Consider the following 25,368-nt stretch of genomic DNA (forward strand, 5'->3'; position numbering starts at 1 on the left):
GGATGACGCCAGCCTGCAATTTTCGGAGACCGAAGGTGAAAACGCTCTGGAATTCCGCACTCGCGCTGCTTGTAGCCAATGGGGCCCTTCTGGGCCTCACCCCTCCGCTTGGGAAACTGGCGAGTGCGGCAGGCTTGCCACCAATGGTCTGGGCCTTTGTCATATCGGCTGGGGCTGGCCTGGTCCTGCTCGCTGTTGTGCTCGCACGCGGCGCACAGATCAGGCTCGACCGCGCTACGCTCACCTATCTGTCGGTGACGGCCGCGATCTCCTACGCGATTCCGAATATCCTCATCTTCTCGGTCGTGCCGCATCTGGGCGCAGGCTATACGGGCATCATGTTCACGCTGTCGCCGGTATTCACCCTCGCGCTATCCATTGTCCTTGGCGTCAGACGACCAAGTGGCCTCGGCCTGGCAGGCATTCTGATCGGCTTCGTCGGCGCCGTGACCGTTGCCCTGACGCGGGGCGAGGCGGGAGCACCGGCCGAGATGATCTGGGTCTTGCTCGGACTTGCCATTCCCGTATCGCTCGCGGCCGGAAACATCTATCGCACCGCCCGCTGGCCAGACGAAGCGGGGCCACTTGAACTTGCCGCAGGCAGTCATCTGGCTGCAGCCATCCAGCTTTTGATCGGCATTGTCATTGCGGGGCAGATGTCAGCTTTCACCCTGCTCCCCTCGATCCCCATGATCGTGTTCCTGCAGATTGCAGCAGCGTCGGCCATGTTCGCACTTTTCTTCCGGCTACAATCCGTTGGCGGGCCCGTCTATCTCAGCCAGATCGGATATGTCGGCTCTGCTGTCGGCCTTGTTATCGGCATCCTGTGGCTCGGGGAAAATTACGTGCTGCTCACCTGGACCGGCGCTGCGATCCTGGGCGTCGGCGTGGCGGTGACAACTCTTGCACAAATGCGGGCGAACCGTGCCAATGCTACAGCACACCCCAGGCCCTGAAACGACCGCGGCCGGTAACTTCGCGCAGGCCCAGTTCGGCAACGAGGTTGAGGGCTGCGCGTTGGGTCACGTTCAGTTCGCCCGCGATCAAGGCCGCCGATACGACCGGGCGCGCCATCACCAGATCCACGAGTGCGGGCAGGCTGGAGCTTGTCCTGCGCCCTTCGAGCTTGCGCATGATGCGGGCATGCGCAAGGGTCAGGCGCTGCAACTCCTTCATGCCGCGCTCGGCGTAAAGCTCCACCGCCTCGATGAGGGCTGTAAGCCGCATGTCCCGGTCACTTGAGCGCCGGCGTTCGCGGGATATAGTTTTCAGCCCCAGCGCAAGGGCAGGGAGATGGGCGCGCGCCTTTTTCGCGCGGCGCAGATAGGACGCAGCAAGCTGGAGCCCGAGCCAGTGCTGGTTTTGCAGCGGCGTCGCCACTTCCCATGCGTCCCAAACCAAGGCCGCCGCCAGTACCGGAGCACCGGCTTCGTCTGCTGCCCGCTCCACCACCTCCAGCCATCGCGCAACGCGTTCCCCCTCCCCCCATTGCGGATCATGCAATGCCGGGTCTGGAGAAGATCTTCGAAGCGTCCCACCTGGAGGCACTTCCCCCTGAAGAACCTGCTCGGTTCGCTCCAGAAGCGCGTCCATTTCTGCCAATTCGCGCGCAAGCGCATCCTGTTCAGATATCGCGGTTGCCGCTTCCACCTTCACCCCGGTCGCTGCTTCGCGCCTGGCCAGATGGTTCACGCCTTCGCGGCTCGCGGCCCAACCCGCCGGAGCGCTCGCAATGCGCCTGCGCGTGCGCAGCACCTCATGGGCGCGCGTCAGCTCGTGGCTCGGCGGGCGGATATCCATGCGCGCATCGTGCAGCACGAGTTCTTCCTCATGCACCAGCTCGCCTTCCAGCCACAGGGTGGCTGCCGCCTCATGAAAATGCTGTCGCGCGCGGAAACCGTCAGCAAAGGAACAGGCGGCGATCCGCTCGTCCAGACGCGCAAGCGCATCCTCAGCACGCATGATCCGCGTCAGCATGTCGTGGCCGATGCCGCCCAATCCCGTCCCCTTGCTCGGTTTCGGCAAACTATAGGCGAAGGCCATTGCAGAAGCGAACAGGCTTTTTCGTTCCGTAAGGCCAACCGCTTGACGCATGGGCAAACAAGCGCCTAACTCGACAGTGCATTTTCCTTCAGGAACAGTGGATGCAGCCGCGCCTCAGTCTTCTCCTCTCCATTCTTTTCTCGCTGCCGATCATGACGGCTCTTGGCTTACAGGCAGCCGCAGCGGAAAAGGCACATATCGCCGTTGCTGCAAACTTCATCGAGCCTGCGCGAAATCTCGTGAAGCGGCTGGAAGCGTCCAGCGAGCATCGCTACACGATCAGCTTTGCATCCACCGGACAGCTTACTGCCCAGATCATGCAGGGCGCACCCTATGACGTGCTGCTCGCGGCTGATGACGAGCATCCCGCCAAGCTGATCGGGCAGGAACTTGCCCTGAAGGCAACGCGCTTCACCTATGCACGTGGTCGGCTAGCCTTGTGGGCCGGCGGCACCCCGATCTCGCCGGAGATGCTCCGTGCCAATCCACCTCAGAGTTTTGCAATCGCCAATCCCGAAACAGCGCCTTACGGCCGCGCGGCCCTGCAAAGCCTGGAAAAGCTGAAGCTTGCCGACCTGCTGAGCTCGAGACTCGTGAAGGGCAATTCCGTGGCGCAGACCTTCCAGTTCATCGCAAGCGGCAATGCGGGTGCTGGGATCGTCGCCCTTGCGCAACTTCATGACCAGCCTCGCGCCTCCTATTGGCCCGTTCCCGCGGCGTTGCATGATCCGATCATACAGGATGCCGTTCTGCTCGCGCGTGCGGCCGACAATGCCGCAGCCCTCGCCTTCCTCACCTTCCTGAAATCGGCCGAGGCACGGGCCATCATCACCGGCTTCGGCTACGACATCGGAGGCGGGGTCTGATGGGCGGGCTTGGTCCGGATATCTGGATAGCTGTCCGGCTAACCCTTGCGCTAGCCCTCATTACAACGCTCATTCTTCTGGTGGTGGCAACGCCGCTTGCCTGGTGGCTTGCCCGCTCTCAAAGGAGATGGAAGGAGGCCGTTGCAGCGCTTGTGGCCCTGCCGCTGGTGCTGCCGCCCACGGTGCTCGGTTTCTACCTTCTCATCGCGCTCGGTCCGCAGGGGCCGGGCGGCGCACTGGCCGGTCTATGGGATGCACGCACCCTTGCCTTCTCCTTCGAAGGGCTGGTGATCGGCTCGGTCATCTATTCCCTGCCCTTTGTCGTGCAGCCAATCCGCAATGCGTTTCAGGCCATGGGTGATCGCCCGATGGAGGTGGCCGCAACCTTGCGCGCCTCGCCCGCCACCGCTTTCTGGCGGGTGGCCTTACCGCTCGCGCGGCCCGGCTTTCTCGCCGGTGCCGTACTCGGCTTTGCCCATACGATCGGCGAGTTCGGCGTCGTCCTGATGATCGGCGGCAATATCCCCGGCGAAACCCGCGTGCTTTCCGTTGCCATTTTCGATCTTGTCGAGACCATGCGCTGGCGCGAGGCGAACCTGTTGAGTGCCGGGCTGGTCGTTTTCTCCTTCCTCGTGATCCTGGCCATGATCCTTGCGGAAAAGCGCATGCGGCGGATGCGCGGATGATGGCTTCACCTGACCGGATCAGCATCGCACTTCGCGGCAAGGTGGGCACGCTCCCGCTCGGTTTCACCTTCGAGGCGCCCGCCCATGGCGTGACTGCCCTCTACGGCCCGTCGGGATGCGGCAAGACGACATTGCTGCGCGCCATCGCCGGTCTGGTCAGACTGCAGGGCCACTGCCATGTCGGTGGAGAAAGCTGGCAGGACGAGGGACATTTTCTCGCCCCGCACCGACGCGCCGTCGGATATGTGTTTCAGGAGCCGAGTCTGTTTCCTCATCTGGACGTGGAAGACAATCTGCGCTTTTCCCTGAAGCGTGGTCAGCGGCCGGACAATGAAGACGAGATCCTGCGTCTGCTGGGGCTCATGCCGCTTCTCTCCCGCGATCCGGCGACATTGTCGGGCGGTGAACGCCAGCGCGTTGCCATTGGCCGTGCACTCTTTTCGCAGCCGCGCCTTCTCCTGATGGACGAGCCGCTGTCGGCGCTCGATCCGGCAGCCCGCGACGAGATCCTGCCCTTTCTCGAACGCCTGCATGGCGAACTTGAACTGCCGATCTTCTATGTCAGCCACGACATGCGTGAGGTGGAGCGGCTGGCAGACCATCTGGTGCTGGTGGACGAAGGTCGCGTGACTGCGTCCGGCCCGCTTCAACACCTGCAGGGTGACGCAAGCCTGCCGCTTGCCGCTGCGCGTGATGCAGCCGTGACGCTGGATGCCACCCCGTCAGGCTTTGACCATACGGGCAATCTGCAGGCTTTCAGCGTTGCAGGCGGTGTCTTTCATCTCCCCGCGGAAAGCGAGCCGCCCATGGGTCAGGTGCGTCTGCGGATTGCCGCCGGTGACGTGTCGATAGCGCTGCACAGCGCGGCCGACACCACCATACTCAACATTTTGCCGGCTTATATCGAAAGCCGGCGCGCGGTTTCTGACTCGGAGGAAATCATCGTGCTGCGCCTTGCGGGGGAGGAGATTGCAGACTTGCCCTCTGCCCGACTGCTTGCGCGCATCTCGCGCCATTCCTGCGAGCGGTTGCGGCTCAAGCCGGGCATGCATGTCTATGCGCAGGTGAAAGGCGTCGCCCTGGTTCCGGGGCGTTGATGGCCGCTGTTCCTAGCTGCCGCTTTTTTCCGTCGCCGCACGATACCAGCGCACAAGCGTCTGCCGGTCCTCATCGCTCATGCCCGTCCGGTTGGCCGGTGGCATGGCGTGGGTCACGCCTGACTGGAGATAGATCGCGCGGGCATGGCGGGCGATCTCCGCTTCGCTTTCCAGGACCACCCCCTTGGGCGCCCAGTTGATGCCAGGCCAGGCCGGTTCTGCCGCATGGCACATGGAGCAGCGCGCGGAGACGATGTCGCGCGCTTCCTCAAAACCCTCTGCCTTCATGAAGCGTTGCTCATAGGCTGTTGCCGGACGCGTCCCCTCCCCTTCTGCAGCCTGCCACATGGGCGCGGTGGAAAGCCACGCGATAGCAAGGAAGATGAGGGCGGTTGCGAGCCAGGTCCATGTCGGGCTGCCCGCACGCGCATGGCGGGTGTTGAACCAGTGGCGAATGGTGACGCCCATCAGGAAGACGAGGCTTGCGATAAGCCAGCTATGTTCCGTGGCGAAAGCCAGCGGATAATGGTTCGACAGCATCAGGAAGACGACGGGCAGCGTCAGATAGTTGTTATGGGTCGAGCGCAGCTTGGCAATCTTGCCATATTTCGGGTCCGGCTTGCGCCCGGCCTTGAGGTCCGCGACCACGATACGCTGATTGGGAATGATGATGAAGAACACATTGGCCGTCATCACCGTCGCGGTGAAGGCACCCAGATGTAAAAGTGCCGCGCGGCCGGTGAATATCTGGTTGTAACCCCAGGACATGGCGACGAGCAGCGCGAAGAGCAGGAGCATCAGAAGCGTGGGCTTCTCGCCCAGCCCCGACTTGCACAACAGGTCATAGATGATCCAGCCGATGCTGAGCGAAGCGGCGGAAATCAGGATTGCCTGCCAGACGGAAAGATCGGCCTTGGCGGGATCGATCAGGTAAAGCTCCGCCCCGACCCAATAGACGATCATCAGGAGGGCTGCACCGGAAAGCCAGGTGGAATAGCTTTCCCATTTGAACCAGGTCAGATGCTCGGGCATCTGCTCGGGCGCCACGAGATATTTGCGGATGTGGTAGAACCCGCCGCCGTGAACCTGCCACTCCTCGCCATGGGCCCCGACAGGCAGATCGGGTGCTTTTCTCAAGCCAAGATCAAGTGCGACGAAATAAAAGCTCGAGCCGATCCAGGCGATGGCCGTGATGACGTGAAGCCATCTGACGGCAAAGCCTATCCAGTCCCAAAGCACAGCCCAATCATACATGTGGTCTCTCCTGATGCTTTTGCGACCTTACAGTCTGAGCCGGACAAGCGGTATTTGATCCAAAGCCCAAGCTGTATCAAAAAATCAGGAACAGACATTTTCCACGGGCAGGCTTTTGACAGCTGTCAACTGGCCCCGAAGTTCGTCACTCAGCAGCCTCGGTCTGAGGTGCTTGCGTGATTTCCTTGAGGCCTTCTTCTCCGATCGCGCGGGCCGCAGCCGGGTGAATGCGAATGTCGCCGGCGGGCATCATGTCGCGCACGGCGAATGCCACCTGCTTGGCTGCGGCATGGTCGGGCGCGATGATGTCGAGTATCCAGTTCACATTGCCGCTGTCCCAGTCACCCGGTTTCAGGTTCAGCGGAAAGACATTGGCGTTGATCTGGTCACAGATCGCCGCGTCCACCTTCTCCGAAACATTCGCCCATATCGCCATTCCGGCAAGACGCGGCGGGCGCCCCTCCCCTGCCCCTTGCGCGACAATGGCCACGCGGTTTCGAGCCAGCGGATTGATAAGCACCCGTTCCAGCTCTCCCATGCCCAGCCAGCGGTAGCGTTGCTGTCCGAACATCAGCAGCACGGCCTTGCCCAGGGCATCATGCAAGCGCGCGATTTCGGCCGCGGTATCTTCCGCCTCCCTTGCGCCTGCTGGCGCGGGTGAAGCTTTGTTTTCTGCGGGATTGGGTTGAATGTTCATGCTTGGCCTCCTGCTTGTTTGTCTTGTGAGGCCAGCTAGCCGGATGGGCCGGTTCTACTGAAATCAGGTGCCGCCTATGGCGGGAATGCTCGAGCGCTCTGGTGCCGCGCAGCTGCCGCCCTCACGCTACTTTCCAGCCGAACGGCCAGTTCAATAACGGAACCTATTCTTTGCTTAGCTTCCGCCAGTCGGGATTTAACTTCTCCTTCACCATAGGAGCTGATCCATCAGTTTCCTGAATCGATCCGCTCGAAAAGATTCATGAAATGCGTTGGACGGCGCAACCGCGCAGACTCATTCTGCCCTGCATGAAGAAACCACCGCTGTCCCAGTTCCTCCGTCGCATCGACCGCAGCCGCAACATGGCGCGTTTCTACGCGCTTTCCGTGGAGCCTGATCTCTTCGGCGGCGCTGCCCTTGTGCGCCAATGGGGCCGTATCGGGAAAGTCGGCCGTGTGCGCATTGACCTCTACTCGTCCACCGAACAGGCTTTGGAAGCTCAGGCCCGTCTTGGCCGCTCGAAGCTTGCCCGCGGCTATCGCGCGGAATAGCAGCGATGCCTCACGCATGGCCCATGCCCGGCGTCACCGCTCCGGCCTGATTGCGCAATTCCTGGTCGACCAGCACTCGCAGATCCAGCGCACCGCGTTGAGCCTTGGCAACGAGCGAGCGCAGATAGCCACCCGGTGAGGCAATCCGTTCTGCCCGCTGCAGTATGACGGCCATGGCAATGGCAGCGCCTGCCTGCCCCAGAGCGGTACAGGCCGTGAACCAGCCGTGATCACTCACCCCCAACATCCGCCGCACCACATCACTCGCCTTGAACATATCCTGCCAGGACTGGATGCCCGCCGAAGCGTAATCGCTGATCGACGGACAGGATTTCAGGATACGGGTAAGCGTCAGATTTTGTGCTGATGAAACTGCGGCCCGTTCCCCGCGTTGACAGCTGTCAACCTTGGGCGGTCTCAGTTGATGGGGCGCATCTCTCACACCCAATTCTTCTTGTTTTTCTTCAAGAAGGGATTCTGACTCGGGCTTCTTTATGTGGCGCTCATTTTGGCGGACATTGGCGCTCACTTTTCGTGATTTGAAGGCCTCAGCGGTCCGCGCTTCGACCTTCTCCTGAACCCGGTTCTCCTGGTCATCAGCTTCGGTTTCGTAATCTGTTTGTGGCGTGACTGATACGGGAGCCATATCCGCCTCGACACCCTCACCCGCGTCTTGATGCCCAAGACCAAGACAGACTTCGAGCCGCAGCCTCAGGGCGACGAGCTTTGCAAAGCGGGCCTCCAGCTCCTCGCGTGACGTGCGACGGCCAAGACGTCCGCTCACCGCCGCAAAGACATCTTCCATTTCCCTCACGGCCTTATGCCCCTCTTCGCCAAGAGCGTTCAGCATGGCGCGTATGTCGCGCATATGGATCGTGACCTCCGAGCGCAGCGCCTTCATCTCCGTAGCGACACGGCGCACGCGGCTGGCCTCGGCGAAGATCTCGTCGGAACGCAGAACAAGCTGCGAAAGGTCGAAGCCGAAGGCCTGCTCCACCTCGCCGTCTTCGTTGCGGCGCGCATAGCGTTTGCCATTGGCACTATCGCGGCGCATGACGAGCCCGGCACTCACCAGCGACGCCAGGTGGCGACGCAGTGTTGCCGATGCCATGCCGCGGGCACGCACGGACAGCTCTGCATTGGACGGAAAGACAATCAGGCGCGTGGAAGCCTTCAGCTCACGCTCTGGCAGAAAACTCAACAGCGCTTCGAGAACACAGATGGTGCGATCAGACAGACCAAGATGCTGCTTGGCTTCCGTTACCGCGCGGATGAGTTTCCACTTGTCGACAGTTTTTTTATCCCCGCTTTCGCTACGGGGTTTCGCGCCTGAAGCGGCTCTTGCAATGGCTCTTTGAGCAGAAATCTGCGCATGGGCCATCCCCCGCCCGCCAAATGGCGAGACGGCAAATGTCTCCGTCATCCTCTCACCCTTCTTCAGGCAAGAAAAATACGGCCACCGGATCGCACCGATGCTTGACTTTAGCGGTCGGAAGTGATTCTTTCAGATTGCTACATCGAAAAGGGGCTTCCGGAATGGCGACGTTCTGGGGGCCTTTTTTCTTGTCCGATTTTCCTCGTTCTCAGTTCATTTTCTACGCGTGGGTTACACTCTACCGCGGGGATGAAGGGCGGGGATAAATCCGCCTCACCTTCCCCGGAAACTCATCTGCCTTCCCGCTTTGCCTGCTGCGCCTGAGCGATCAGCCCTGGCATGCGCTTCAGCAGAAATTCCGCAAAGCCGGGTTCGGCTTCTTCATTGATCTCAAGCCGCGGCTTGGGGCCGGGAATGTAGCGGGCAATCACTTTGCCCTGCCCGTCTGTCACGTCGCGTGGTCGTCCATGACGCGGCTGCGGCGGTTTCTTGGACAGTTGCGCAAAGAGCAGCTTGAAACGCTCGTCCGAGCCTGCCGCCTGAAAGGCTTCGCTCGCGATGATCCGTTCTGCCGCTTCCAGTGCCGCCTCGCTTTTCAGCTTCTCCGCAAGGCTCAACCAGCGTGGACGACCTGCTTTCGGCGCTGGCCCGATGGCGCGGGCTATATCCGCGGGAACAGCACCGGCCACGGCCAGAAGGCGCGTCATCTCAGCCTTGTGAAGCGACAGCGCATTCTGGACGATGCCGCGGTCGAAACCATGCGCAATCAGCCCATGAGCAAAAAACGCCTTCTCGATGAATGAGAGATTGCGTCGCTCTGTGTTCTCCTTGCCCTGCGCCAACACGAGTTCGTCGTCGGAAAGCTCGCGGACAATGGCACGCACGGGCCGCTCCAGCCGCATGCAGGCGCGTACGCGGCGATGGCCATAGGCAACCTGGTAGCGCCCTTGCGCGGTCGGGTGAGGGCGCAGGAGAACCGGCACCTGTTGCCCGCTCTCGCGCATGCTTTCGACAAGGGCAATGAAAGCCTCGTCGCCCTGATCTTCATGGGACAGCCGGTCGCGGACGAGCGAGGGATCAATCCTTGCCGGGTCGATCTCCACCACCTGCTCACCGCGCGCCAGGCTTTCCTTCAAGGCGCGGGCTTCCTGCAGTTCCTGATTGACCGAGTTGAGCGACAGGCCTATGGCCTTGATGGCGCCGGAGGAGGTGCGGCCGGGTGCGGGAGCAGAAGGTGCCGCCGATTTTGCAGCCGGCGCATGATCCGCCTTGTCCTGCGGCATCGACTTGGTTTCGGGCGCACGGGCAGGCGAGGGGGCTTCACCGGGAAGCGGTCCGCTGCCGAACAAGGCTTTCAGGTGGTCCTTGCGCTTGCTCATGCTTTATTCCCCCCGTCCCCAGGCTTCGCGGACAAGCTGCTCGATCTCCTGGTTGACAGCTGTCAACGCTTCCATCGCGCGGTCATAGGTCGAGCGGGTGAAATTGTCCCGGCCAACCTCGTAGAGCGTCTGCTTGGTGAGACCCGCATCGGAAATCGCGGTCGACTTCACCATGGGCGCGGTCAGAACCCGCTCGCCGAACTGGGAGCGCAGGAAGCCGACGATCTGCGTTTGCGGCCCGTCATTCGGCTCGTAGCGCGTGATGAGATAGCGCAGGAAATCGAAATTGAGCGTGCCGCCCGCCGAGCGTACCACCGACAGAAGATCGGCGGTCATGTAGAGAAACTGGCTCATCGATGCGACATCGAGCATCTGGGGATGAACGGTCACGATGACCGAAGTCGCCGCACAAAGTGCCGAGAGCGTCAGAAAGCCGAGCTGCGGCGGACAGTCGATGACGACAATGTCGTAATCATCGGCCACCGACTGGAGCGCGGCCTGGATACGGGCGAAGAAAAAGCCCTCCGTGTCATCCTGCCGGGTCGCCAGCATGCGCGGCGTCGTGTGCTCGAATTCGTGAAGTTCCAGATTGCCCGGCACGAAGTCCAGCCCGTCGAAATAGGTCTTGCGGATGATCTCGGAGAGCGGACGGCGCTCCTCGTCATAGCGGATCGCGCCATAAAGTGTGTCATTGCCGGTCAGATCCACTTCCGGCTGATAGCCGAGCAGGGCCGACATGGAGGCCTGCGGATCGAGATCGACCGCCAGAACCCGGTAGCCTTCAAGCGCCAGATGCTGGGCGAGATGGGTGCTGGTCGTCGTCTTGCCGGAGCCACCCTTGAAATTGGTGACGGCAATGACCTGCAGATGTTCATGCTCCGGGTCGCGCCATTTCACATAAGAGCGGGCCTTGGCAATATTGCCCTTGACGAGCGCCTGATTGGCCAGATGCTGGCGCAGCGCATTGATGTCCTGAAGGGAATAGTAGCGGCGGCCCCCCGCGCCCGTTTCGGGCTGGGGACCTTCGCCGGCGATTGAAAGCTGGCGCAGATAGCCATCCGACACGCCGATAAGCTTGGCGGCTTCGCCCGAGGAGAAGGTACGCAGGACCTTGCTTTCGGCAGGTGCAAAGAGCCGTTCGCGCAGCACGCGAAGCTGGTCGGAAAGAAGGGCGGCATCGGCAGCAATGCGCTCGTCTGCTGCACTGGCTTCTGCCGTCTGGGTGGCGCTGTCCAACATATTCTCCTCTGGTGAGCCCCCGCTCGAATTCAAATTGCACATGCGCATGACCAGCCGCTGACAAGCATCAACAGCTCCGCCGACAATCAAGTCGGCATCTTCTTCCCGACCTCAGCCTAAGCCGATTCGCCGGTGAAACACCATGCACCTACGCCAACGGCTCGATATGCGCGGGACAGACGCCCTGCGCGAAGCCGCATACAAAGACATGTTCCAAGCGCTGTTTCGGCCAGATCGCGCTGTTACGCCGAAAGGGGAAATAACGCCTGAAATCCGTATCCAACTCAGACAGGGAGGAGCTGAGTCGTCAAGAAGTTTTTGGTTAACAGAAGGTTAACACCTGCTCCCTGACGCGACGCTTCAGGGGGCGAGCAGGCAGTCCATCATGGCGCTGTCGGGGGTGCAAAGCCCGTCCACTACATCGAAATGGTGGCGGTCGGGTTCCTCCACCACAGCCGTGCGTGCGCCAAGGCCGGTCCAGATATTCGCCAGCAGGGCATTCTGGCGAACAAATTCAGCACGTTCGGCCGCACCGACCCAGCAGGTCAGCTTCTGCCGGGGGAGGGGAGGCAGAAGTGCTGGCGAATGCGCCTGGGCCTCTGCCTCATCGATCTGCAACTCGCCATTGAGCTCCAGACCCATGAGCGGGCGCAGATCATGCACGCCGGATATGGAAAGCACATGGGCGATGCGTTCGCGCACGGCCTCTGGGAGAGGGGAGGGGTGCGAGACCAGCCGCGTGACCAGATGTCCGCCGGCGGAGTGGCCAGCCAGATGGATGGGGCCTTCCATAGTGCCGCCCAGATGCGTGACGGCGTTGGCCATTTCCTCGACGATCCCGCCGATGCGGATTTGCGGGCAAAGCGTGTAGGAGGGAATGGCAACGGCGAAGCCCCTTTCATTCGCCCCTTTTGCCAGATGAGACCAGTAGTTCTTGTCGAAGCGCCGCCAATAGCCGCCATGCACGAATATGACGAGCCCGCGCGGCTTCGTCTTCGGCAGGAAGAGGTCGTGGCGGTTGCGCTCGCCCGGTCCATAGGCTTCATCGAGCTTTGCACGGCCCTCATCCAGCATCTGCTGGCGATAACTCTGTGCCGCCTCGACCCATGCTCCCGGCCACCGCTCGGCGCGCGGAATATTGGGCGGATTGGCGTAGGCATCATCCCAATCGGTGATTTCGCGGTAAAACATGGCCCCTCCGATATGTGAGCCTTTTCTACAGCGCTTTTGGCCCGGCGGAAATGGCCCGGTACCCGGCGCGTACTGCCAATGGCCAGATTGCTATTTGCACTGATCCTTGGATATGAAAGACTTCGCGCGGAATCGGGCGCGCTCAATGCCTGGAAGAAGAACAGGACCTCGGGGGACAGTTTCATGAAGAAAGCACTCGCAGCCAGCCTACTGGCACTCAGTTTCGCCATGGGCGGCATGGCGCAGGCCGAGCCGGTGAAAATCGGCCTTATCACGACCCTTTCGGGCGGTGGTGCAAGCCTTGGCGTTGATGCGCGCGACGGCTTCATGCTGGCGATCGAGCAGGCCGGCAATGACGAGATTGAAGTTGTCATCGAGGATGATGCACGCAAGCCCGAGCTTGCCGTTCAGATCGCAGACAAGATGGTGCAGAGCGACAAGGTCGATCTCATGACCGGCATCATCTGGTCGAACCTTGCCATGGCGGTCGTACCCTCGGTCACTGCGCAGGACGTAATCTATCTGTCACCCAATGCCGGACCTTCCGCCCTTGCCGGTGCCAATTGCCACCCGAACTATTTCAATGTCGCCTATCAGAACGACAATTTCCACGAGGCCATGGGCGAGGCGGCCAATGAGGACTTCTCCAAGACCTTCATCATGGCGCCGAACTATCCGGCGGGTAAGGATTCGCTGACCGGCTTCAAGCGCTTCTACAAGGGCGAGCTTGCCGGTGAGGTCTACACCAAGCTCGGCCAGACGGATTATGCAGCCGAGATCGCGCAAATCCGTGCTTCAGGTGCGGATTCGGTCTTCATCTTCCTGCCCGGCGGCATGGGCGTGGCCTTCACCAAGCAGTTCGCACAGTCCGGCGTGGACATTCCGCTCATGGGCCCGGCCTTCTCCTTCAGCCAGGACGTGCTGCCGGCTATCGGTGAAGCCGCACTTGGCGTGAAGAACACCGCCTCCTGGGCGCCCGATCTCGACAATGAGACCAACAAGGCTTTCGTTTCGGCCTTCAAGGAGAAGTATGACCGCCTGCCATCGGTCTATGCCGCGCAGGCCTTCGACACCGCAAACCTGATCCTCTCGGCTGCCGAAAAGGCGGATGTTTCCGATCGCGAAGCCTTCCGCGCGGCATTGAAGGAAGCCGACTTCCAGTCGGTGCGCGGAAAGTTCAAATTCAACACCAACAACCACCCGATCCAGGACTTCTATGTGCGTGAGGTCGTGGAAAAGGATGGCGTACTCACCAACACTATTGTCAGCACGGCCTTCACCGATCACGGCGATGCCTATGCCGCCGAGTGCAAGATGTAACGACACGCAACGCCATCCCGGCCGACCATCAGGGAGAGCCGGGACCCGTTGAGAGACGCGGCCGCATTGCGCGTGCTTTCGTGTGTGGATCGGAGCGGGGCATTGCTCCACGATGGTCTAATGGGTCCCGGACAAGCCTGACCTTCTTCCGGGATGACATAAGCGGGCACCTGATGCGCCATCCCCTGAAACCCGGTTTCCTGAAATAATATTCCCGTGTCCCTGACCCTTCTCATAGAGCAGATCCTGAACGGGCTTCAGTTCGGCGTGATGCTGTTTTTGATGGCGGCCGGGCTGACGCTGATTTTTGGGGTGATGGGGCTCATCAATCTGGCCCATGGCGCGCTTTTCATGGTGGGCGCCTTCGCCTGCGCTTCAGTGGCGGCGTGGACAGGCTCCTTCTGGGCGGGGCTTGCCGCAAGTCTGGCTGCTGCGGCTGCAGCAGGTGCGGTGATCGAGCTTCTGGTCATCCGCAGGCTCTATGACCGGGATCATCTTGACCAGGTGCTGGCGACATTCGCGCTGATCCTGATCTTTTCGGAAGGCACACGCTGGCTCTTCGGGTCCTTTCCACTTTATCTCGATATTCCGCCGCTTCTGTCGGGAGCAGTCAGCCTGCCGGGCGGGGCGCCCTATCCGGTCTATCGTCTGGCCGTGATCGGGGTTGGCATTGCCGTCGCTGTCGGCCTGTCCCTGCTCATCTCGCGCACGCGGCTTGGCATGCGCATTCGCGCCGGCGAATCCGACCGCGAGATGATCGCAGCGCTCGGCGTCGACATCACCACGCTCTACACGCTTGTCTTCGCGCTCGGGGCGGCATTGGCAGGTCTTGCCGGTGCCATGGTGGGGGCGCTGCAATCGGTGCAGGTTGGGATGGGTGAGCCGGTTCTGATCCTGGCCTTTGTCGTGATCGTCATCGGCGGCATCGGCTCCATCCGTGGCGCGCTGTTCGGTTCAATTCTTGTCGGGCTGACGGAGACGCTCGGTCGTGTGCTCCTGCCGCACGGATTGGGCCTCTTCATGGAGCCATCGGCTGCCGCATCCATCGGTGCGGCGATCGCTTCCATGCTGATCTACATTCTCATGGCGCTGATCCTTGCCTTCCGGCCGCAGGGCCTTTTCGCGGCAAATGGGTGAAGCGATGACGCGCAACCTCATCACCCGCGAAAACCTCATTACGCTGGTCCTGCTGGCCGCTCTGCTTGTGGGACCGCTTGTGGCGGTGGCGCTTGATGAAACCTTCTATGTGACGCTCGCAACGCGGATTGCCATTCTCGCGCTTGCTGCGACGGGGCTCAATCTGGCGCTCGGCCTTGGAGGATTGGTCTCCTTCGGCCATGCCGCATTCTTTGGCATTGGCGGCTATGCTGCAGGCATTCTTGCCACACACGCCTTCAATGGGGAGCCACTGATCTTCGGGCTTTCGGGCACGAAAAACATGCTCATCATCTGGCTGGTCGGGGCCGTCTCGGCGGCAGTTGTCGCAGCCGCAACCGGCCTGATCGCGCTGCGCACCTCGGGCGTCTATTTCATCATGATCACACTCGCCTTCGCGCAGATGATCTATTATTTCGCCATCTCCTGGCCTGCTTATGGCGGCGAGGACGGGCTCTCGATCTTCGTGCGCAACGGTTTTCCCGGCGTGAACACGCTCCAGCCGCTGAGCTTCTTTCTACTCTGTTTCGCCGTGCTTATTGTGGGCCTTGTCTTCTTTGCTGTTCTGAAGAATTCGCGTTTCGGTGCGGCATTGCAGGCGGGCCGCCAGAACGAGACGCGACTTGCCGCGGTCGGCATTGCGCCATTCCGCATTCGGCTCGCCGCATTCGTCATCTCGGCGATGATGACGGCAATCGCCGGCGCGCTGTTTGCCGACCTCAACCGCTTTGTCAGCCCGGCGATGCTGTCCTGGCACATGTCGGGTGAACTGATCGTGCTCATCATTCTGGGTGGCACGGGAAGGCTTGCCGGTCCGCTTGCGGGCGCATGTGTCTATGTGCTCTTCGAATTTCTCCTCGGCGGCATGACGGAGCACTGGCAGCTCTTTCTCGGTCTTGTTCTGCTTGGCGTCGTGCTCTTCGCACGTGGCGGCGTGATCGGATTGCTGGCGGGGAGGGCGCATCATGGCTGAGCCGATCCTGCGCCTGGAAGGACTGAACAAGAGCTTTGGAGCGCTGAAGGCGAGTGACAATGTCAGCCTTGAGCTTTACCCGGGCGAGATTCACGCGCTTATCGGACCCAATGGTGCGGGCAAGTCAACGCTCATCAACCAGATCAGCGGCGCGTTGCAGCCGGACAGCGGGCGCGTATACTTTGCCGGCGAAGATGTGAGCGAACTGGGAATGGCCGCCCGTGCGCGGCTTGGCATGGGGCGAACATTCCAGGTCTCCTCGCTTGCGGGTGAGTTCTCCGCCCTGCGCAATGTCATGCTCGCCGTGCAGTCGCGGCAAGGATCGAGCTTCCGCTTCTTCAAGCCTGTTATGTCCGACCGCAGCCTTGTCGATCCGGCGATGGATGCGCTTGCGCGCGTGGGGCTTGAACACCGTGCCGATGTGCCGGCGGCCGAACTTTCCCATGGCGAACGGCGCCAGCTTGAAATTGCCATCGCGCTCGCGCTCGGTGCGAAGGCCTTTCTGCTGGACGAACCCATGGCGGGCATGGGACCTGAAGGCAGCAAGGCGCTGACACGCTTTCTCGACGGATTGCGGCATGAAGCGCCGATCCTGCTTGTCGAGCATGACATGGATGCCGTCTTCGCTCTTGCCGACCGCGTGTCGGTGCTGGTCTATGGCCGCATCATCGCGAGCGGTACCGTTGAGGAAATCCGCCGCGATTCCGCCGTGCGCGAAGCCTATCTGGGGGAGGGCGCATGACGCTTCTTTCCGTGAAGAACATCACCAGCTTCTATGGCGCGTCGCAGGCGCTGTTCGATGTCAGTCTTGACGTGCGCGAGGGGGAGGTCGTGGCGCTGATGGGGCGCAACGGCATGGGCAAGACCACGACCATTCGCGCCATTTGTCGGCTCACCCCACCGCGGGCAGGGGAGATTGCCTTTGCCGGACGCGATACAGGTCGGATGCGTCCACATCAGGTCGCAAGGCTCGGGATCGGGCTGGTGCCCGAAGGGCGGCGGTGCTTTCCCAATCTGACGGTGGAAGAAAACATCAAGGCCGCGGCCCGGCCCGGCCACTGGACGCTTGCCACCGTCAACACGCTTTTTCCCCGCCTTGCCGACCGCCGCAACCAGATGGCGGCAACACTGTCGGGTGGCGAACAGCAAATGCTCGCGATTGCACGCGCGCTTGCGACCAATCCCAAACTCATCATTCTCGACGAAGCCACCGAAGGTCTCGCGCCCGTGATCCGGCAAGATATCTGGGCGGCGGTGAAGACGCTGAAGGACGAGGGGCAGTCGATCCTGATCGTCGACAAGACACTGAGCGAGCTGCTGCCGATTGCTGATCGCTGTGTTGTTCTGGAGAAAGGGCGCACGGTGTGGAGCGGTGAACCGCAGGCGCTCGATGCGGATGTGCAGGAGCGGTTTTTAGGCGTTTGAGGCGCGAGGGGCGGTGGTGCGTGGCAACCCCAAGCGGACGGACCGTAAAGCACTCCCGATTCAAGAGCCCACGTCCTGAGTGGATCGAAAGCGAAATAGGTCGGCTATATCTTTCCAGTTTCTTTCAGGTTCGGCTGTGGAAATGTTTGCGCCCCTTCGCACCCCCCTCTGCCTTGCCAGGCATCTCCCCCTCAAGGGGGGAGATTAGCCTTCATCACAGCCTCGCCTAACCTTCCGCAGGAAGTGGCAAGGCTTCAACGACTAATCTCCCCCCTTGAGGGGGAGATGTCCGGCAGGACAGAGGGGGGTGTGACGGGCGCAGGCTGAGACGGGCGCCTACCTCACCACCGCATCACGCGGCATGTCGGACAAAATTTCCGCGCCGTCAGCGCGCATGATGACGATTTCTTCCAGACGCAGGCCGAACTTGCCGGGCAGATAGATGCCCGGTTCGATGGAGAAGACCATGCCTTCGTCCAGAACGGCGTCGGAAGTGGCGGTTATATAGGGCGGTTCGTGGATGTCGACGCCGAGGCCGTGGCCGGTGCGGTGCAGGAAACGGTCGCCGTAACCTGCTTCCTCGATGACCGAGCGGGCGGCGCGGTCGATGTCGCGTGCGACAACGCCCGGGCGGCATGCGGCAAGGGCCGCCTCCACGGCGCGGTTGACGATTTCGTGGATCTTGCGGAAGTCCTCGTCTGGCTCGCCGAAATAGCCCACTCGTGTCATGTCGGACGGGTAGCCGTTGAGCCTCCCACCGGTATCGATGAGAACAGCGTCGCCCTGTCTCAACTGCGTCGCGCCTGTGTGGTGATGCGGGAATGCGCCATTGCCGGCAAAGCAAACACTGGTGAATTCGGGTGTGGCCCCTTCGGCCTTGTAGACATCGCGAATGACGGTTGCGATCTCGCGTTCGGTGATGCCCTCGCGCAATGCGTCGAAGCCGGCCTGCATGGCGCGGTCATTCAGAACCGCGCTTGCCTTCAGGAGCTTGTATTCCGCATCGTCCTTGCGCGCGCGCAAATGGCCCAGCGTATCAAGCGTGAAGGCGCGGTTCTTCACGTCCAGACGGTCGAGGAGCATGAGCGCGAAATCGGCGCGCATCGTCTCGTCGATTGCGATTGAAATGCCGTCTGCGGGCAGCTTCAGCATCTCGAGAAGTTCACCCAGTGCTGCATCAGGTCCGTTGTCGTCGGCCCAGGGATGGAAGGGCAGGTCGGTTTTCTGTCGCGCGCTGTCGGCATTGAGTGCAGGCATCAGGAAACCCGCATAGTTGGCGCTGACCAAAAGCATGACCGGGCGCTCGTCGCCATGCGGGTCAAGGCCAGCAAGCCACATCATGTGGCTGGACGGACCGATGGCAACGAGGTCGGTTCCGGTCTCACCCATGCGGGCGCGCAGGGCTTCAAGGCGGGTGTCGGAATTCTGCGACATCAAGGACTCCAGAAGAGATGGTCTGATCGTGCCCGCTGGCTTAGCAGCGCGGCCCGGACAAGACCACCGGATTCCCGGACGCGGATTGCTCCAGAGACTTCATCGATACTGGACAGCGTCTAGCGCTGGCTGAAGGCCTCCGTGCCGCGCAGGAGGGGTTTGAGCAGCGAGGTGATGACGCGGCGATTGCCGGTCTGGATATTAACCTCCGCGATCATGCCGGGGATGATCGGCAGGGGCTCTCCGTTTGCGTCCTCAAGGCCCTTGCCGTCGGTGCGGATGCGCACTGCATAGAATGGTTGTGCGTCCGGGCGCGTCTGGTCGAGGATCGTGTCCGGGCTGATATGGACAAGCTCCCCTTCGAGCATCCCGTAGATCGTGTAGTCATAAGCGGTCAGCTTGACGCTTGCGGGCTGGCCGGTGGAAAGAAAGGCGACATCCTTCGGGTCGATTTCGGCCTCGATGGTCTGGCGGTCGCCAATTGGCACGATCTCCATGATCTTTTCGCCGGGCGCCAATACTCCGCCGCGCGTGTTGATGTAGCGCTTGTTGACGATGCCATCGACGGGAGAGCGAAGGAGGGATTTTAACCTCAGACCGTGGTTTCAGTCGCTGTTTCAAAGCGATATCTCGATACCCTCGCGGACGAGACATGTAGGCTTGTACGGCCGTTGCACTCCCGGATCAAGTGCGATGCCTTCAGCAGTTTCTATGCGCCGGCGAACCAGCCGGACCTGATCGGTATGGCTGGCGACGCTCGATCAACTCAGTTTGTTGGTCAGGATATGATGAGGAAGCAAGAGACGGGAATTTTGGGCGAACGTAGTCGCGAACGCCTGCACTGAGTCTATGGCTAAGCTTTTCTGCTCCCGCGATAGCTTCAATGTCAGATCAGCTTCTTCGAGCTGTGCAGTACACCGTCTCCGTCCGCGTAGAGCCAGTCGCCCGGCGAAAAGTTTACATCGCCAAAAGACATTTCGCATCCGGATTTGCCCCACCCTTCTTTTGCGCTTTTGACTGGCGAAGTTCCCAGCGCAAAAACCAGGATGTCCATGTCTTCTATCTCGGCGCTGTCGCGGAGCGCCCCGTTAAGAACGATACCTCGCCAGTCATTTTGCATCGCCAAGTTCACTAGAATGTCACCCAGTAGCGCGATACGCGTTGAGCCGCCGCCGTCGATTGCAAGGACACGACCTTTTCCTGGAGTTTCGAGCTGGGCCCTGACTTCAGAATTGTCTTCGAAGCACTTCACGGTTTGAATTGGAGCAGCGAAAGATTGGCGTTTCCCGAAGCTTCGCCATGGAAGATGAACGAGTGACAGATCTTTCGCGTGGCTGTCGATGAGGTCAGCAGTTTTCATGGGATCCTTACATAGGTTCTAGTTGGAGCGCTTCACTTGTTGGCAATCGGAGTCGACACGCGCCGTCGCATCTCGATTATCGCCGACTCGGGACTCGTAAGCACGGGCATATCGCAACGCTGTCGCGCAGCAGGTGCAGCGGATGCCATCGAGAACTGAGCCAAAATGACTACATCTGCGCCTTTTACGCGGCTAGCGCAGTCAGCCACAATCGCATCATGCGTTGCTGTGTCTCCGGCACGTTTTGCTTCAAGTGCACCAGCGCAGAATATGGACGAAATGCGCACATCCACCCCATGTAATTTGGCCTGTTCCGTGAGTTCCAGTTCCATCCCGGCAATTGCAGGAGGGAAGGTGTACAGCATTGCAACGTCTGTGCCATGTTCGAGTGCCGCATCGAACATAGCCTCGTTCGGGCGCATGACTGGCACTTCCTGTTCTCGGGCAGCGCGTTGGATGGCTTCTCCGAAGGCAGAGCAGGTATAAAGCACGCCATCTGCCTGTGTTGCGACTGCATAGCGAGTTAGGTCGGCAATTCGCTGGAACAATAAGGGCGTGAGGTCTCGGGTCTTCGCGCGATCTAGGGACAGCCCTTCTTCTAGGATTGATACAACCTCCGCAGCCGGCCACAGCCTGGCTGCAGCGGTCTCGATCGGTTCTATCGCGACCCGGGTTGATGGATCAGAGCTATTCGCGGTTGTCTATCCATGGCGGTGCCTGTTGATCTGCGAGGAGAGCAGGCGGATTGTGAGGTAGCCGCAATTCACGCTGTCACCGTCTCATTTGCTATTGTCTGCGCTACGAGATGCCCGAACGCGTCCGTGTTCATCCGGCCTCCAAGGTCGCGGGTGCGGTTGGCGGGGTCGTCAAGAACATCGTCGATGGTCTTCGCGATGCACGCGCCCGCGCGGTTCAGTTTCTCATCACGGCGATGCTCACCTAGCCAGCTTAGCATCATTGCCGCAGAGAGAATGAGAGATGTCGGATTAGCGATGTTCTTGCCCGCTATGTCAGGCGCTGAACCATGTTGAGCCTGAGCGCAGCACAGACCCGTTTCAGCGTTGGCATTGATCGATCCTGCCAATCCGAGCGAACCGGAAAGTTCCGAGGCGAGATCCGAGAGGATGTCACCATAGAAATTTGTAGCGACTACAACGTCATAAGCTTCGGGCTTTCGCACCAGCAGGGCCGCGAAGGCATCCACGATGATCTCTTCGGTTTCTACCACTGGGAAGTCCTTGGCAACTTGCCTGAAGCATTCCAGAAAGAGTCCATCGGTCATGAGGAAGGGAGTTAGCTTTATGTATCGCCGCGACTTTCTTGCGCCGCTGCATGGCAAGCTTGAAAGCCTCCCTGCAAATGCGAGTGCTGCCAGTTCGCGTAATCTTGCGCACGGAAAGCGCCATATCAGGGTCAGGCATCATTTCGCCCACGCCCTTGTGCATGTTCCGATCCGGATAGAAGCCCTCGGTGGCTTCGCGCATAATTACCAAGTCCATTCCGGGTGCCTTGTTCGGAATGAACTCTCGACTACGGGCCGGACGCACATTCGCGTATAAATCGAGCCCTATTCTAAAACCTGCCGAGACATTCCGCCCGCCTTCAGCAACGGGGGGGTAATCCATATGAGATTGAGAAGGCCCCGCACGAGAGACCAGTTTTGCCAACGCGGGCCAGATTTCGCCTGGATATGCATCACCCGGTCGCGGTGGCAAAGGAAGTGCTTGCAAGCGCAGCCGCCGTGCCGCCCAACGTGCTCACCTCGCCCGAGCCGGATGTGAAGGTCTCCGCCTATGATCCCGAAGGCATCCGCTACACGGTGCGCTTCTGGGTTCCAAGCTTTGCTGAAGACGTGGATTGCAAGGATGCGGTTCTCACCGCCATCGACAAGGCCCTGAGAGACAAACATCTGTCGGCGAGCGGCAGTGTTTCCTGCAGGTGCGGTTTCCCGGTGAAGGAAACCGAGGCCCCTGTCATGCACGCGTAGCAAGGAGAAAGCCGTGTCGTTCTTCCTGGCGGAGAGGAAGGGATTCCCCATGTCTGCGCCAAAAGAGCCTGAAAAACAAGGACTTATCAACCGTTAAAACTCGTCTTGTGTACCACCCTTGTGACCCGGAAACAACGGCAAAACAACATGGTCGGATGCGAAAAGCGGTTTCGCTCATTCAGGAGCAGGCTGCCCCCCCCCTTCACGGCGCAGTCCGCTGGTACCAAGCAGCGCTCAGGCTGCACCACAAATACTTCTTAGATATAAAGGTTGCGACTACACTTTGCGTTCTGCGAACGCTCGGTGAAGTATAGCTCTTAGGTGTATGCATCACCTGATCGCCGACGGCGAATTTCCGCACGCTCCAACATGTAGCGCTCAGCGGCTTCCATGTGTTCGCGCATGATGGTCGCGGCGCGTTCGCTGTCTCCCGTCCTGATCGCTCTCAGTAACGCAATCTGATAGTGCAGTCCGGCTTCCCTTAGTGCAGGGTTGGGCTCCTTGTAGATGGCCCGGCAGGCAGTCATGTCTCGCAGGAGGCTGACCAGGAATATGCATGTGAAACCGAGCAGCATGTTCTCCGCATGGCGTGCCAAAGCGATATGAAAATCCAGCTCCGCGAGGCGCTGTCCGTATTCGGCTTCTGCGGTCTTTGGCTCCTCCTCATAGAGCCTGATCTTGTCCTGCAGGGTCGCGAAGGCTTCCGGTGACAGCCTTCCCGCAACGCTGGCTGCCAGTTGAGGCTCAAGGACCTTGCGCATGGCGTAGATGTCAGGGATCGATGGCGGGTGGAACAGGAACAGATTATCGACCATCTTGATCGCCTGTTCAGTGTCGACGCCGGCAACGAACACGCCTCCGCCTGGTCCCGTCTTGCTGGTGGTCAGGCCCTGAAATTCAAGGATCTTCAGCGCCTCGCGCAATGTCCCGCGCGAGGCATTGTGGGTTTCAGGCAAAAGCCAAGCCTGTGGGATGCGGTCGCCGGGCATAAGATCGTTATCGATGATCTGCTCCCGAATCCGATCAGCGATGATGTCTGGCCTCTTGCGCCTCTTCAATTCCATGCAAAGCTGGGAGAAGCCGGATGCGGGGGATGGTCTCGCTGTTTCAGGCATCCTCGTTTTCTTCCACGGGGTGGTAGCAGGCTGCCTGATGCTCAGGGTGGCCTGCCGCCGCACTGAGCGGCGGTTGTGCATTCGTGCAGATATCGGTTCCGCGCGGGCAACGCGCGAAGAACGCGCAACCCGGTGGTGGATTATAAGGATCCGGCAGTTCAGTATTTGCATCCTCGGGAATGAGCGAGCGCTTTCCGGGGACCGGAGCCGATTTCAACAGAAGATGCGTATATGGATGGCGTGGTGCGGCGAAGATGCGCTGCGCGGTGCCCAGTTCGGCTAGACGACCGAAATACAACACGGCCACCCGGTCACTGACACTTTCGACAACCGAGAGGTCGTGGCTGATGAACACGTAGGTAAGACCGAATCTCTGCCTCAGATCATCAAGAATGTTGAGCACCTGCGCCTGCACGGATACATCGAGTGCTGATACAGGCTCATCGAGCACAATCACTTCCGGATCGGCAGCAAGGGCTCGAGCGATGCCGATACGCTGTGCCTGTCCGCCAGAAAACTCATGCGGAAAGCGGTCGAGGAATTCGGGTGCGAGATTGACCGCGTCCATCAATTCCTTCAGGCGCTCTTCTCGGGTCTCTCTGTCGAGACCGAGGAGATGCCGCAATGGCGTCTCAAGAATGGTACGGATGGTCTTGCGTGGATTGAGTGAAGCCACCGGATCCTGGAAGACATATTGCACCCGTCGAGCGAGCTTCCGCGGATCGCGCTTCGCCTCGGCGACAAGGTCGATGCCGTCAAAGGTGATCGATCCGCCAGTTGGCGTGTCGAGGCCGACGATCAGCCGCGCCAGAGTCGATTTCCCGCAGCCGGACTCCCCTACAATGCCTAGCGTCTCACCTTTGCGTACATTGAGCGAGATGCCCTGAACCGCATGAACAGCCGGCAGTTGTCTGCCGAACAGCGTATGCCCGCCGCCAAACACCCGCTCCGCATTTTCGATTTTCAGTAGTGCCGGTTCGGTCATGATCTTGTATCCGGGTTCAAGGGATAAAGGCACCGCACGCCATGCCCGCCGCCAAGCGGAGAGAGCGGGATCGTTCCAGTGCCGCAATCAGATCTTACGCGGGGGCAACGTGCGGCGAAGGCGCAGCCGTCGGGCAAATTGTTGACCACCGGCGGGCGCCCTTCGATGGCGTCGAGGCGCCGGTCAGGCGCTCCCAGAACCGGGACGCAATCGATCAGCTTGCGCGTATATGGATGAGCAGGTGCTTCCAGGACCTCCCGCGTTGTGCCCGTCTCCACGATGCGTCCCGCATACATCACCGCTACCCGATCGCAGATGGCGGAAACGACGCCGAAATCATGGGTGATGAAGAGGATTGCCGCACTGCTTTCGCGTCGCAGCGCATCCATCAGCGATAGAATCTGCGCCTGCACCGTCACATCGAGGGCGGTGGTTGGTTCGTCGGCGATAATCACCTTCGCGTCATTGGCGAGCGCCATTGCGATGCATACCCGCTGACGCATGCCGCCCGACAATTCGTGCGGATAGGACTTCAGCCGCTCGGCGGGATTGGTGATACGTACCAGTCGCAACAGTTCCGCGGCACGCGCATTCGCTTCCGCTCGCTTCATTGGCCGGTGTGCCATCAAGGCCTCGATGAGCTGATCGCCAATCGTAAAGAGCGGATGCAGGGTGGAGAGCGGGTCTTGGAAGACATGCGCGACATCGGCGCCGCGCAATTGTCGAATGCGCTCGTCACTGGCGGCAAAAAGGTCTTCGTCCTCAAGCCACGCAGCACCGCCGGAGATGCGTCCTGGCGGTGTCGGCACCAATCCCATCAACGACATGGCCGTTACCGATTTGCCGGAACCCGATTCCCCCACGATGCCCAGGCATTCTCCCGGATTGAGGTGGAGATCGATGCCGCCCACGGCGCGATAGATGTCGCTGCCAATGTGGAACTCGGTCTTGAGATCGGAGACCTCCAGAGTACTGTCTGGATGCTTGCGTTCCTCTGGAATTTCCTTCCGCTCGACAGTCGTGCGCGCCACGGGCCGCGTCAGCGCCCCTGACTTCAACCTCGGATCCAGTACGTCGCGTACTCCATCGCCCAGAAGGTTGATGCTCATTACAAGTACGAAGATCATCAGTCCGGGAATGATGGAGACATGTGGTGCGGTGAACAGTATTTTTCGTCCCTCGCCAAGCATGGAGCCGAGGTCGGCCTGCGGCGGTTGCGCTCCCAGACCGAGGAAG

The 25,368-nt window shown here is 60.6% G+C and carries 27 protein-coding genes; 11 read left to right on the forward strand and 16 right to left on the reverse strand.

Annotated elements, in window-relative coordinates; translation table 11 throughout:
- Positions 1–35: 35 nt before the first annotated feature.
- Positions 36–956, forward strand: coding sequence for a DMT family transporter (locus WA367_RS17945; protein WP_336058136.1), 921 nt, complete (start codon positions 36–38; stop codon positions 954–956).
- On the opposite strand, the gene WA367_RS17950 is transcribed toward WA367_RS17945, so the two are convergent.
- The gene (locus tag WA367_RS17950) at positions 934–2,094 is read right to left on the reverse strand and encodes an RHE_PE00001 family protein (protein WP_336058137.1); all 1,161 of its coding nucleotides are present in this window, start codon (positions 2,092–2,094) and stop codon (positions 934–936) included. The genes WA367_RS17945 and WA367_RS17950 overlap by 23 nt on opposite strands.
- Before the next feature lie 50 nt (positions 2,095–2,144).
- Between WA367_RS17950 and modA the strand changes: the two genes are divergently transcribed.
- From modA to modC, 3 genes are read left to right on the forward strand one after another with little or no spacing between them, the layout of a single operon-like run.
- Positions 2,145–2,909, forward strand: coding sequence for a molybdate ABC transporter substrate-binding protein (modA, locus tag WA367_RS17955; protein WP_336058138.1), 765 nt, complete (start codon positions 2,145–2,147; stop codon positions 2,907–2,909).
- Positions 2,909–3,595, forward strand: coding sequence for a molybdate ABC transporter permease subunit (modB, locus tag WA367_RS17960; protein ID WP_336058139.1), 687 nt, complete (start codon positions 2,909–2,911; stop codon positions 3,593–3,595). The genes modA and modB overlap by 1 nt, the downstream gene beginning before the upstream one ends.
- Positions 3,595–4,692, forward strand: coding sequence for a molybdenum ABC transporter ATP-binding protein (modC, locus tag WA367_RS17965; protein WP_442935604.1), 1,098 nt, complete (start codon positions 3,595–3,597; stop codon positions 4,690–4,692). Before modB ends, modC begins: the two co-directional genes overlap by 1 nt.
- Positions 4,693–4,704: 12 nt before the next feature.
- Here modC and WA367_RS17970 read toward each other — a convergent pair whose 3' ends face one another.
- Positions 4,705–5,946, reverse strand: a complete 1,242-nt coding sequence (locus tag WA367_RS17970) for a urate hydroxylase PuuD (RefSeq protein ID WP_336058141.1) — start codon at positions 5,944–5,946, stop codon at positions 4,705–4,707.
- A 145-nt stretch (positions 5,947–6,091) separates the two neighbouring features.
- Positions 6,092–6,643: a toxin-activating lysine-acyltransferase gene (locus tag WA367_RS17975; RefSeq protein ID WP_336058142.1), complete on the reverse strand. Its 552-nt coding sequence runs from the start codon at positions 6,641–6,643 to the stop codon at positions 6,092–6,094.
- A 308-nt stretch (positions 6,644–6,951) separates the two neighbouring features.
- Here WA367_RS17975 and WA367_RS17980 point away from each other — a divergent pair, with 308 nt between their 5' ends.
- Complete coding sequence (locus WA367_RS17980) at positions 6,952–7,194, forward strand: WGR domain-containing protein (protein WP_336058143.1); 243 nt, start codon at positions 6,952–6,954, stop codon at positions 7,192–7,194.
- 10 nt (positions 7,195–7,204) lie between these two features.
- Here WA367_RS17980 and repC read toward each other — a convergent pair whose 3' ends face one another.
- From repC to WA367_RS18000, 4 genes are all read right to left on the reverse strand, one after another.
- On the reverse strand, positions 7,205–8,617 hold the full coding sequence (repC, locus tag WA367_RS17985) for a plasmid replication protein RepC (protein WP_336058144.1): 1,413 nt from the start codon (positions 8,615–8,617) through the stop codon (positions 7,205–7,207).
- A 242-nt stretch (positions 8,618–8,859) separates the two neighbouring features.
- Positions 8,860–9,948, reverse strand: coding sequence for a plasmid partitioning protein RepB (repB, locus tag WA367_RS17990; RefSeq protein ID WP_336058145.1), 1,089 nt, complete (start codon positions 9,946–9,948; stop codon positions 8,860–8,862).
- A gap of 3 nt (positions 9,949–9,951) precedes the next feature.
- Positions 9,952–11,187 (reverse strand): plasmid partitioning protein RepA, encoded by a 1,236-nt coding sequence (gene repA, locus WA367_RS17995; protein ID WP_336058146.1) that lies wholly within the window; start codon positions 11,185–11,187, stop codon positions 9,952–9,954.
- Positions 11,188–11,547: 360 nt separating this feature from the next.
- The gene (locus WA367_RS18000; protein WP_336058147.1) at positions 11,548–12,378 is read right to left on the reverse strand and encodes an alpha/beta hydrolase; all 831 of its coding nucleotides are present in this window, start codon (positions 12,376–12,378) and stop codon (positions 11,548–11,550) included.
- Between the two features lie 183 nt (positions 12,379–12,561).
- Here WA367_RS18000 and WA367_RS18005 point away from each other — a divergent pair, with 183 nt between their 5' ends.
- The 5 genes from WA367_RS18005 to WA367_RS18025 all read left to right on the forward strand — a co-directional run bounded on the left by WA367_RS18005 (position 12,562) and on the right by WA367_RS18025 (position 17,251).
- Entirely contained in the window at positions 12,562–13,698 is a 1,137-nt protein-coding gene (locus WA367_RS18005) for an ABC transporter substrate-binding protein (RefSeq protein WP_336058148.1), read from the forward strand.
- 216 nt (positions 13,699–13,914) lie between these two features.
- Complete coding sequence (locus tag WA367_RS18010) at positions 13,915–14,835, forward strand: branched-chain amino acid ABC transporter permease (RefSeq protein ID WP_336058149.1); 921 nt, start codon at positions 13,915–13,917, stop codon at positions 14,833–14,835.
- 4 nt (positions 14,836–14,839) lie between these two features.
- Positions 14,840–15,826, forward strand: a complete 987-nt coding sequence (locus tag WA367_RS18015) for a branched-chain amino acid ABC transporter permease (protein ID WP_336058150.1) — start codon at positions 14,840–14,842, stop codon at positions 15,824–15,826.
- On the forward strand, positions 15,819–16,568 hold the full coding sequence (locus WA367_RS18020; RefSeq protein ID WP_336058151.1) for an ABC transporter ATP-binding protein: 750 nt from the start codon (positions 15,819–15,821) through the stop codon (positions 16,566–16,568). Before WA367_RS18015 ends, WA367_RS18020 begins: the two co-directional genes overlap by 8 nt.
- Positions 16,565–17,251, forward strand: a complete 687-nt coding sequence (locus WA367_RS18025) for an ABC transporter ATP-binding protein (protein ID WP_336058152.1) — start codon at positions 16,565–16,567, stop codon at positions 17,249–17,251. Before WA367_RS18020 ends, WA367_RS18025 begins: the two co-directional genes overlap by 4 nt.
- 336 nt (positions 17,252–17,587) lie before the next feature.
- Here WA367_RS18025 and WA367_RS18030 read toward each other — a convergent pair whose 3' ends face one another.
- The 6 genes from WA367_RS18030 to WA367_RS18055 all read right to left on the reverse strand — a co-directional run bounded on the left by WA367_RS18030 (position 17,588) and on the right by WA367_RS18055 (position 21,670).
- A complete protein-coding gene (locus tag WA367_RS18030; protein ID WP_336058153.1) occupies positions 17,588–18,685 on the reverse strand; it encodes a Xaa-Pro peptidase family protein in 1,098 nt (365 codons plus the stop codon).
- Positions 18,686–18,804: 119 nt separating this feature from the next.
- The gene (locus tag WA367_RS18035; protein WP_336058178.1) at positions 18,805–19,281 is read right to left on the reverse strand and encodes an HlyD family efflux transporter periplasmic adaptor subunit; all 477 of its coding nucleotides are present in this window, start codon (positions 19,279–19,281) and stop codon (positions 18,805–18,807) included.
- A gap of 290 nt (positions 19,282–19,571) precedes the next feature.
- The gene (rraA, locus tag WA367_RS18040; RefSeq protein WP_336058154.1) at positions 19,572–20,045 is read right to left on the reverse strand and encodes a ribonuclease E activity regulator RraA; all 474 of its coding nucleotides are present in this window, start codon (positions 20,043–20,045) and stop codon (positions 19,572–19,574) included.
- A gap of 32 nt (positions 20,046–20,077) precedes the next feature.
- Entirely contained in the window at positions 20,078–20,593 is a 516-nt protein-coding gene (locus WA367_RS18045) for an aspartate/glutamate racemase family protein (protein WP_336058155.1), read from the reverse strand.
- A 215-nt stretch (positions 20,594–20,808) separates the two neighbouring features.
- Complete coding sequence (locus tag WA367_RS18050; protein WP_336058156.1) at positions 20,809–21,273, reverse strand: isocitrate/isopropylmalate family dehydrogenase; 465 nt, start codon at positions 21,271–21,273, stop codon at positions 20,809–20,811.
- The gene (locus WA367_RS18055; RefSeq protein ID WP_336058179.1) at positions 21,203–21,670 is read right to left on the reverse strand and encodes an isocitrate/isopropylmalate family dehydrogenase; all 468 of its coding nucleotides are present in this window, start codon (positions 21,668–21,670) and stop codon (positions 21,203–21,205) included. The genes WA367_RS18050 and WA367_RS18055 overlap by 71 nt, the downstream gene beginning before the upstream one ends.
- Before the next feature lie 65 nt (positions 21,671–21,735).
- Here WA367_RS18055 and WA367_RS18060 point away from each other — a divergent pair, with 65 nt between their 5' ends.
- Positions 21,736–22,032 carry a hypothetical protein gene (locus WA367_RS18060; RefSeq protein ID WP_336058157.1) on the forward strand — a complete coding sequence of 99 codons (297 nt, stop codon included), beginning with the start codon at positions 21,736–21,738 and terminating at the stop codon, positions 22,030–22,032.
- A 317-nt stretch (positions 22,033–22,349) separates the two neighbouring features.
- Here the strand turns inward: WA367_RS18060 and WA367_RS18065 are convergent, their stop codons facing one another.
- The 3 genes from WA367_RS18065 to WA367_RS18075 all read right to left on the reverse strand — a co-directional run.
- Positions 22,350–23,147, reverse strand: coding sequence for a FadR/GntR family transcriptional regulator (locus WA367_RS18065; RefSeq protein ID WP_336058158.1), 798 nt, complete (start codon positions 23,145–23,147; stop codon positions 22,350–22,352).
- The gene (locus WA367_RS18070; RefSeq protein ID WP_336058159.1) at positions 23,140–24,132 is read right to left on the reverse strand and encodes an ABC transporter ATP-binding protein; all 993 of its coding nucleotides are present in this window, start codon (positions 24,130–24,132) and stop codon (positions 23,140–23,142) included. Before WA367_RS18070 ends, WA367_RS18065 begins: the two co-directional genes overlap by 8 nt.
- A partial coding sequence (locus tag WA367_RS18075) for an oligopeptide/dipeptide ABC transporter ATP-binding protein (protein ID WP_336058160.1) occupies positions 24,129–25,368 on the reverse strand: 1,240 nt, incomplete at its 5' end. The genes WA367_RS18075 and WA367_RS18070, both read right to left, overlap by 4 nt.

Source organism: Nitratireductor sp. CH_MIT9313-5, from assembly GCF_037029545.1.
In the GTDB taxonomy this organism is placed as follows: Bacteria; Pseudomonadota; Alphaproteobacteria; order Rhizobiales; family Rhizobiaceae; genus Chelativorans.